Below are 9,801 nucleotides of genomic sequence, written 5' to 3'. Positions count from 1 at the left end.
GCCCGGTACAATACCGGACTCATTTGGATCAAGTTGCCTAATGAAATAACCGTGTCTAACTTTTAGGGGTCACTTCAATCATCTGTTCTTTTTTATTACTTTTTAAAAATACCAAATGGTTTTCCAACTGGTAATACAACTTTTCCGAAGTGTGTATTTAACACAGCTGCTGCTGAACCATAGAAAGATAATAATGAAATACATAGTTCAGAATACGCTGCTAAATTATGCATTGCGTGCGGCATAACACCTAAAGTACTTAATGAAAGACCGATAAATAAGAAATCAATAAGGACGAAAATCATAAATAATACTTTATGTGTTTCCATTGCACCAATTGTCATAAAGATCGTGAAAATCAAGTATCCGATAAAGGCTACACCGAGCTGTTTTGAATCTGCAGTTTGGGCTAATTTTTCGCCAAATACTCCAAGTTGAATTAACCAAGTCATTCCAACACCTAACCAAAATAGGCCGTACGCACCAAATGCTGTTGTACCGAACGTATTGTTGTGCTTTGCATCGTGAATGCATGCAAAGATTTGTGCAAATCCTCCTAAAAAGATTGCCCATGGTAATACAAGTGAAACGCCATCTGTTAAGCCTAACTTTTGAGACGATGCTACAAGTGTTACCATCGCTAATCCAAATAGACCGATTCCAGATGGATCTGCTGTTGTCATTTTCACATGATGTGTAGTAGTTTGATTGCTCATATAAACCTCCTGATTATAAACATACTCGAATACAATACTTAAATCAGAAGGCTATGTCAATGGTTTTTTTTGTATGTTGTCAGACCTTATATTCCATAATAATCAAATACACATTTGGCCACATCATAAGGTTTTACATTTAAATTTGGCAACTCATTTACCGGCATCCATAAAGGAATATAACTCCCTCTATCTTTCAGCTCGAACTCCTCGCCTTTACCACTTCCGAAAACTCCACCTATAATATGGGCATTATAATAATACTCCGTACCTTTATACTCCACCTTTGCAATCCGATGCTCCACTTGTATATGTACCCCTAATTCTTCATAAACCTCTCGCTTCGTTGCTTCTTCAGGCGTTTCTCCTTCTTCAATTCCCCCGCCTGGAAAAACAAAATACAGCTCACCTTCTCGAACACGTTTTATAAGAGCGATTTTACCACCTTGTATAATTATAGCTGCACCGCGATTTCTTCTCACTTTATTACCTCAACACCAATCGCAACTGTTCCCCATTCTTTTTCTTGTTCTTTCGTATATATTCCGTATGTACTTTCTAACATTTCTTTTATACTAAGTTCTTCACAATCAAATAATTTTTTATCAATTTGTTCGTACATTGCTTTAAAGCTTTCGTATCGTTTTATCTCCGTTACTTTTACAGCCATCGTTTCTGCTGTCGTAAGGTTCGTAAATACAATTTCATCGTCTTGTTTTATAAGTTGACGTTTTTTATCGTATAAGCGTACTTCATATACTTTTTTTCCTAATTGAATCGACTGAAAAGGTTTATTATATAATCCCATTTCGTATCTCATACATTTCACTCCCTTTTATTCATCTTGCCTACTAACATTTTTGCACATTACTATTTCATACAACATAGTTCGCCTTACTTCACCTTGCATATAATGTTCCATATCCATTACTTTCTTTAGAGAGGATGCTAAAATTGGTATGTTATATTTAAATCAAAAACCTGAATATAATAAATATGATATCGGTGATTATACTTACAGTAAAGTAGGCCCTATTATTTTTTCTTGGAATGATGAAACAAAATTAAAAATAGGTAAGTTTTGTTCATTAGGAGAAGAAGTCGTTTTCGTACTTGGCGGTGAACATCGTGCTGATTGGATAACAACTTATCCATTTAATGTCCTCTTCGAAGAAGGAGCACACATTACTGGTCATCCTTCTTCAAAAGGTGATATCGTAGTCGGCAATGATGTATGGATTGGTTATCAATCCTGCATTTTATCTGGTGTTACAATTGGTAACGGGGCCATTATCGGGGCCAAGAGTGTTGTTACAAAAGACGTACCTCCATATGCAATCGTCGCTGGTAATCCTGCCAAACTAGTTCGATATCGTTTCCCGCAAGAAATCATTGAAAAACTAGAAAACCTTGCATGGTGGGACTGGGACATTTCCGTTATAAAAGGAGCTATTCCATTTCTACTCTCCAACAAAGTCAACGAATTTTTCACTTCTCCCGAAGAAGAAGCTACTTGATCTAAACAAAAAGAGCATCCTATTCTTTCAGGATGCTCTTTTTGTGTTTATTTTTTATTTATTCGCAACTGATTACACGGAGAACAGTGAAATGGAATTTCGTCTAAACAATTAAAGTTTGTTTCACAAATTTGTTCTATCGTTGGAACAAATGGAATGACAACTATGTTACTATCTATTATTTGTGTAACAGGTGGCAATACTGTGCCTACTTGATGTTCGAAGCGAATACTCGCTTGATTAATATAATTTCCTGAACCACTTGGTGCACTCTGAACTGTTACTTGGAACGAAACTGTCCGTGCTTCACCTGGATTTAAACTTCCTATAAGAAACCCTGATACTGGGCTTACATTTGGCACTGGCGTATTATCAACAGTTACACTTCCAGGAACAAATCGAAAACTACTATCTAACATATCTTGAAAACGAATATTTTGTATCCCTGTATCCCCCGTATTCGTAATAACTGTCGTAAACGTAATAACATCGCCTATCGTTGCTGATTGAAGATCTGCCGTTTTTACGACTGTTGTTGAAACATTTTGAGGAATAAACGGGATAACAACTGTATTACTATCGCCTTCAACTACTACTGGCGGCTCATTAGGATTTACAGTTGCAAGCCCATTCGCTGTAGCAGTATTTGTTACTAAGTTATTTATTTGCCCTCCTGTTATTACAACTTGGAAATTAATAATTGCTGCATCATTCGGCTGAAAATCACCTAAAAGGATACCGGTATTCGGATTGGCAAATGGAAAAGGTACATCATTTACCGTTACCGTTCCATTTATAAATAACGTATTTGGGTCAATGATGTCTGTTAAAATAATATTTGTCACAGGAACTGTACTATCATTTATAACAGCAATTCCGTAAGTGACAACATCTCCTACCATTGCTACTTCAAAGTTTGCTCCTTTTGCAACAAATAAGATTGCAGTATTTACCGTTACAATAACTGTATTACTCGTGTCCATCACTGTAACTGGCGGTTCCCCTGGTACTAAAATATATTCTGCCGATGCTCCAGCAACGTTCACTACTGTACCACCATCTGGAAAACTTGTAATTGTAGCTTCATATGTTACAATCGCCGTCTCACCGACTGGAATGTCTAAAATCGTAAATCCAACCTGCGGATTTACTCCTGGACGTGCTACTCCATTTACCGTTACACTATTTGGTACAAAAGCCGCTTCCGGAGATAACACATCAATAAATTGAACATTCATTGCATCAGCCGTACCAGTATTTAATATGCGAACACGGTACTTTACCGTTTCTCCTACTCCAACAATTGAATGATCTACTTCTTTCAGCATATCTAAACTGCCTCTATTTACTGGTGTGACTGTCGTATTACTTGAATTCGTAATTGTAAACGGTGGTTCTCCTGGAATCAATTCAAAATCTCCAGTTACTCTCGCTGTATTCATAATGCTACTAGAAGGCGGAATTACGATTACATTTACTTCAAATGTGATTAGTATGCTATCTCCTACTGCAAGATCCGGTAATGAAAAGCCTACAAAAGGATCTAAACCTACTTGTGGAATCCCATTTATCTGCACACTCCCTGGAACGAATTCTAAACTAGGTGATGGAACGTCAATAAATTGCACATTTGTCGCTGTTACCGTTCCTGTATTTGTAACTTGCACACTATACGTTAACGTATCTCCTAATCGTGTCGCCTGTTTGTTGACAGTTTTTATAACATTGAATCGCCCTCTATTTACCCTTGTTATTGTCGTATTACTCGGCTCTGTTACTACAACTGGTGGTTCTCCTGGTACTAAAGTAAAACTTCCTGTTATATTTGCAACATTCGTTATCGTTCCTGAAGATGGAATATTTGTCACTGTCGCTTGGAACGTCACTATAGTCGTATTGCCAACAAGTATATCGCCAATTCCAAACCCAGTAATCGGATTCAAACCAGGTTGCGGAGTTCCATTTACCGTTACACTATTTGGTACAAATGACGCTCCTGCTGAAATCGTATCAATAAACTGAACATCGTTAGCTGTTACTGTTCCTGTATTCGTTATTTGCACTGTATACGTTAATACATCTCCAACTAAGGTAGCAGCTCTATTGACTTGTTTAATAACATTAAAGCGTCCTCTATTTACAGTTGTGAGCGTTGTGTTACTTGGCTGATTTACTATAACTGGTGGTTCTCCTGATACTAATATAAAGCTTCCAGTAACATTTGCCGTATTGGCAATTGTTCCGTTTGATGGAACACTAACAACGGTTACTTGGAATGTGACTTCTACACTTCCCCCTGAATTTATATCTGGAAGTGGGAATCCATTATTAGGATTGAACCCAGGTTGTATCACACCACCTATCGTTACACTATTCGGCACGAATGCTATAGAGGAAGGTAATACATCACTATATTGAATATTCGTCGCTGTCACTGTCCCTGTATTTTGAACTACTGTCGTATATGTGATTGTATCGCCTACTGCAACAACCGGCTGACTTACTGATTTTAAAACATTCAAACCAGATTCATTTATTTTCGTTAATGTCGTGTTACTTGTCGTTGTTTCAGTTATAGGCGGCTCTGTTTCACTTACAGCAAATGTAGCCGTAACATCCACAAAGTTAACTACTGTTCCACCTTGAGGTATGCTCGTTACCATCTCTTGGTATGTGACAAGTACAAAATCATCTACAGGTATATCTGGAACTGTAAAGCCTATGAACGGATCTAATCCTGGTGCCGGCACCCCGTTTATGCTCACACTTCCCGGTACAAATGCTACACCGGCGGAAGTAGTATCGATAAATTCAACATTGGTCGCTGCCACTGTGCCTAAATTAAAGATTAATACATCATACGTTAAAATTTCTCCTACAGTGGCTACTTCTTTATCTACTAATTTTAATGGAAAAATCGAAGCTATATTAATTGTCGTAACGACTAAATTCGTTAATATCGTTTCCGTAATCGGTGGTTCCTGAGGATTTGGTTGTGAAGTAAATGTAACGTCTGCATCATTTAATATGACTTCATTATCTGGAATTTCTGTAATCGTCACTTGGAACGTTACCTCAATACTTCCACCATTAATTAATAATGGGATAACTGTAAATCCTATTTCTGGATTTAAACCAAGTTGCTGCACCCCACCTATCGTTACACTATCTTCTACAAATGTCGTTCCTTCTGGTATGACATCTTGGAAGAACACATCTGTAACAGGTATAATTCCTACGTTTGAAATTAGCACGGTATACGTTAATACATCCCCAACCGCTCCAGTTGCAACGTCAACTGTTTTTGTTGCTGTTACTTCACCAGGAGGAGGTAACGGTATCGTAACTACTGTCGTATTACTTGTATTCGTCGTTGTTACAGGGGGCTGTAAAGGATTTAATAAAAAAGTGGCTGTTACAGATGCGGTGTTTAGTACGGCTCCGCGCGTGGATGGCGCAACTACTGTTACTTGGAACGTTACAGTCAATGATGTTCCAGCAGCAATATTAGGAAGCGTAAAACCTATATTTGGATCAAATCCAGGTTGAGGTGTTCCATTTATTACTACACTATTTGCTACAAATGTTGTTTCTGGAGCAATTGGATCAAGGAAAGAAACATTCATCGCTGTTACCGTTCCATTATTTCTAATGACAACAGAATACGTGTAAGTTTCTCCAAGTGCAGCTTGTTGTGCAGATGAAGATTTTTGTATATTTAACTGTGCCGTATTTACTTGTGTCACTACAAAATTACTATTCGTAACAGTCGTTATAGGAGGTCCTGCCGGATTTATAAGAAAACTTGCAGTAACGTTCGATTGGTTTCTTATATTTCCACCGCTCGGAACGCTTGTCACTGTAACTTGAAACGTAATCGTAGCCGTTTGCCCGACCGGAATATTTGGTACTGGGAAACCTGCCATAGGATCCGCGCCTTGCTGTACGACTCCGTTTATTGTCACACTATTTGCTACAAACGCAGTACCAGACGGAATTGGATCTTGAAAAATAATATTCGTTGCAGGAACAGTTCCTGTATTTTGAATAAGAATCGTATACGTTAACGTATCTCCTACTCCTGCTTGTGGTGTATTTACACTCTTCATTACATTAAGTGATCCTACATTCACTCGCGTCACAACAATATTACTAATCGTTACAATTGTAATTGGTGGCTGGAGAGGACTTACTTGGAAATCCGCAGTTACATTCGCATTATTCGGAAGAACTCTATTTGGTGGTACACTCGTGATCGTCACTTGAAAAGTAACTGTTACCATCCCTCCTACTGGAATATTAGCAAGTGGAAATCCAGTTGTTGGGTTTAAACCGGGTTGAGATATCCCGTTTATTGTTACACTATTTGCTACAAACGTTGTTCCAGATGGAATTGGATCAAGGAATGACACATTTGTCGCTGCTACCGTTCCACTATTTTGTATACGAACTGTATACGTTAACGTATCTCCTACTCCTGCTTCAGTAGCGCTTACGCTCTTCATTACATTTAACCCTGAAGAATTCACCACTGTCATAACAGTATTACTTGGTACTGTTACAGTAATCGGTGGCTCTGTTGGATTTACAAGGAAATCTCCAGTTACATTCGCATTATTTACGACATTATTTCCTTGGGGAATTTCATCAATTAATACTTCAAACGAAACAATTACACTTACGCCAGTAGGCAAATTATTTAGTGGGAATCCAAGTTCTGGATCTGCTCCTTCTTGTAAAACACCATTAACTAATACACTGTTTTCAATAAATAATGTCCCTTGCGGAATTGAATCTTGGAAAAATACATTTGTCGCTGGTACACTACCTGCATTTATAATTTCGATTGTATATACTAAAACATCCCCTACCGTTGCAACATCCGTATTGACTGATTTCACAACTTCAAAATCCCCCGATTGTACAGTTGTGTTAACAATGTTACTAGGAACATTAATTGTTACTGGTGGTTCGCTCGGATTCACTTGAAAACTTGCTGTTACATTTGCTTGATTTAAAATATCTTCATTTGGCGGATCCTGCTCAATTAATACTTCAAATGTAACTACAACTGTCTGAGCCGCAGGGATATTCGGAAGAGAAAATCCTGAATTTGGATTTAGTCCACTTTGTGGTGTTCCATTAATTGTTACAGAGTTTGCAACGAAAGAAACCGCTGAAGAAGTAGTGTCTTGGAAAAATACATTTGTTAACGGAACGTTACCTGTATTTTGGACGGCAATCGTGTATGTTAAAGTATCACCTACTGCCGCTTGAGCTGTATTTACTTCTTTTATTACATTTAAACCACCTGTATTAACTTGTGTTACAACGGTATTCGTTTGCCTATTAATCGTTACTGGCGGTTGATTCGGAATAACGACGAAATTAGCAGCTACATTACCGCGATTCGCAATCGTGCCTCCCGATGGGGTAGATGTAACTCGTACTTGAAAAGTCACCGTTCTACTTCCACCTGGAGATATATTCGCTACCGTAAACCCAGTCGCTGGATTTGCCCCAGGTTGCGAAACTCCATCAACAGTTACACTATTTGGTATAAAAGTCGTTCCAATTGGGGTTGGATCTTGAAAAATAACGTTCGTCACCAGTACATTTCCTGTATTTTCAATTGTAACGGTATACGTAAGAGCGTCATTAATTGTCGCAAAAGCTCTATCTACTGTTTTTCTCGTTCTTATATCGGCTATATTTATTGTAGTAAATACTGTATTACTTGTCGCTTGGCCTGAAACTGGTTGTTGACCAGGAACCGGAATAAAGTTAAACGTTGCACTTGCACGGTTCGGAATTGGATTTACAAGAGGATTAGATGTCACTCGAACTTGAAAGCGTACTACAGTCGTTTGCGAAGCATTAATACTTCCAAGATTAATACTACTTGCTGGATTCGCTCCTGGTCGAGCTACTCCATTTACCGTAACACTATTTGTTACAAACGTTGTTCCAGCAGGTATACTATCAACAAAAATCACATTATTTGCAGCGACATTCCCATTATTCGTCACATTAACTGTGTACGTTAATACATCATTAAGTGTTGCCGTCTGTAAATCTACAGATTTTTGCAAACTTACATTTGCGCGATTTACCGTCGTCTGTACTGTATTTGAAGAAGCTGTACTTGTGATAGGAGGACTTCCAACAAAAGGACGGAATTGGTATGACACCATTGCACGATTTGAAATTGGATTCGGATTCGGGAATGACGTAACTCTCACTTGAAATGTAACAACTCTTTGAGCATTATTCGGTATCGTTCCTAAATTAATTCCACTAGCTGGATTGGCGCTCGGCTGAGTTACTCCACCTACTGTAACACTGCCTGCTATAAACGTCGTTCCGTTCGGAATACTATCTTGTAATACAACGTTTTCTGCACTTCCTGTTCCTGTATTCGGGACCGTAATCGTATAGGTGAGAGTATCCCCTACCCCTGCAACTGTTCTATTAACCGATTTAACAGGATTAATAATTGGACCTGTCGCATCAATTTGAACACCAAAACCAGCTGCAGCGTATCCATCTCCATTTGTGACAAAGCGAACAGTTGCTGATGTTTGATTGTTTACTAAAGATGAGGAGGCATCTACATTCGTAATATCCCACCCTTGTCTACGGACAGCCAAAGCTACCCCTAACGGCTGATTCAAATCTCCAAATGTACCGCTCGTATCTAAATTTCCACTGTCATTACAAATTTGTGACTGAAAGAAATTATTTGCAGGATTTCTCGGTCCGAATAAAGCAACTGTAGTATTCGCATTCGGCCCAAAGCGAAGCTGATCTCCAACAATGTTAGAATCACCTTCTTGAGCAGTTACGAGCACTCTTCCTGTAACAGCTCCTGTTGCTGGAGTAGCAAATCCTGAAATAGTAGCATCAACTGGCGGGGATGAAGCATCGATAATTTCTTGACCTGCATATACTGACAAATTCCGAAGTGGTAAACTCGCATTTTGATAAACTACCTCAAGCGTCCAGCCAGCTGAACGACTGATTGTTGGATCAGCTGAAGTTCTTGCAGCTGGCACGGCACCTGTTGTATATGTGCCTGCCCCACCTGCACTTACAAGATTCGTTACATTAGCAGAGCGAGCATAATAAAACTGGTTTCCTACCGAACCTTGCTGCGCAGTTGCAGGATCTGGTGCAACAGAAAATGTTCCTGCTGGTGTTGTAAATGAAATATTATCATTTAAAAATGCTGTAACATCCTCTGTATCGGTCCGGTATGTGCCGGCCCATACTAGTTCTGCGTATAAAACACTACTCCCTGCTGGAAGGTTCAAAATTGCACTTGAAGAATTTAATGGCCAGTCATTCGTTGTTCCTGCCGGGAATCCAGGTACTTGCAGCGATGTATTTATCGTTGTAAACACATCAATCGTGCCGAAGTTATTGTTTGGTGCAGGTGATGTAGGACTTAGTCCCAACGTGTTCCCAGTGAACGTGACGGCACCAGTTACTGTTGTTGTAAAACGATTCATAAAAGGCACACAATCATCTCATTTCATTTATAGTAAAAAGTGCTCTATACTATAAAA

At 38.8% G+C, this 9,801-nt stretch carries 5 protein-coding genes; 1 reads left to right on the top strand and 4 read right to left on the bottom strand.

Annotated features, from left to right (window positions below; genetic code table 11):
* Positions 1–95: 95 nt before the first annotated feature.
* The 3 genes from SB773_RS21010 to SB773_RS21000 form a co-directional block, all read right to left on the bottom strand.
* Positions 96–716, bottom strand: a complete 621-nt coding sequence (locus SB773_RS21010; RefSeq protein ID WP_000070943.1) for an acetate uptake transporter — start codon at positions 714–716, stop codon at positions 96–98.
* An 86-nt stretch (positions 717–802) separates the two neighbouring features.
* Entirely contained in the window at positions 803–1,198 is a 396-nt protein-coding gene (locus SB773_RS21005) for an NUDIX hydrolase (RefSeq protein WP_060749166.1), read from the bottom strand.
* Positions 1,195–1,536, bottom strand: coding sequence for an ASCH domain-containing protein (locus SB773_RS21000; protein ID WP_002128458.1), 342 nt, complete (start codon positions 1,534–1,536; stop codon positions 1,195–1,197). Before SB773_RS21000 ends, SB773_RS21005 begins: the two co-directional genes overlap by 4 nt.
* A gap of 139 nt (positions 1,537–1,675) precedes the next feature.
* Between SB773_RS21000 and SB773_RS20995 the strand changes: the two genes are divergently transcribed.
* Positions 1,676–2,233, top strand: a complete 558-nt coding sequence (locus tag SB773_RS20995; protein ID WP_002128459.1) for a CatB-related O-acetyltransferase — start codon at positions 1,676–1,678, stop codon at positions 2,231–2,233.
* A 47-nt stretch (positions 2,234–2,280) separates the two neighbouring features.
* Here SB773_RS20995 and SB773_RS20990 read toward each other — a convergent pair whose 3' ends face one another.
* Positions 2,281–9,753: a DUF7507 domain-containing protein gene (locus SB773_RS20990; protein WP_410591864.1), complete on the bottom strand. Its 7,473-nt coding sequence runs from the start codon at positions 9,751–9,753 to the stop codon at positions 2,281–2,283.
* Positions 9,754–9,801: the final 48 nt, after the last annotated feature.

Origin of the sequence: Bacillus sp. SIMBA_074, assembly GCF_046534555.1 — a bacterium.
Lineage (GTDB): Bacteria > Bacillota > Bacilli > Bacillales > Bacillaceae_G > Bacillus_A > Bacillus_A mycoides.
Note: the sequence above shows the minus strand (reverse complement) of the source record. Positions and strands in the feature narration are given on the sequence as shown.

What these genes read in the sequence shown, in the direction of transcription:
- SB773_RS21000 (WP_002128458.1), bottom strand. Translation starts at nt 1,536, where the DNA reads ATGAGATACGAAATGGGATTATATAATAAACCTTTTCAGTCGATTCAA.
- SB773_RS20995 (WP_002128459.1), top strand. Translation starts at nt 1,676, where the DNA reads ATGTTATATTTAAATCAAAAACCTGAATATAATAAATATGATATCGGT.
- SB773_RS21010 (WP_000070943.1), bottom strand. Translation starts at nt 716, where the DNA reads ATGAGCAATCAAACTACTACACATCATGTGAAAATGACAACAGCAGAT.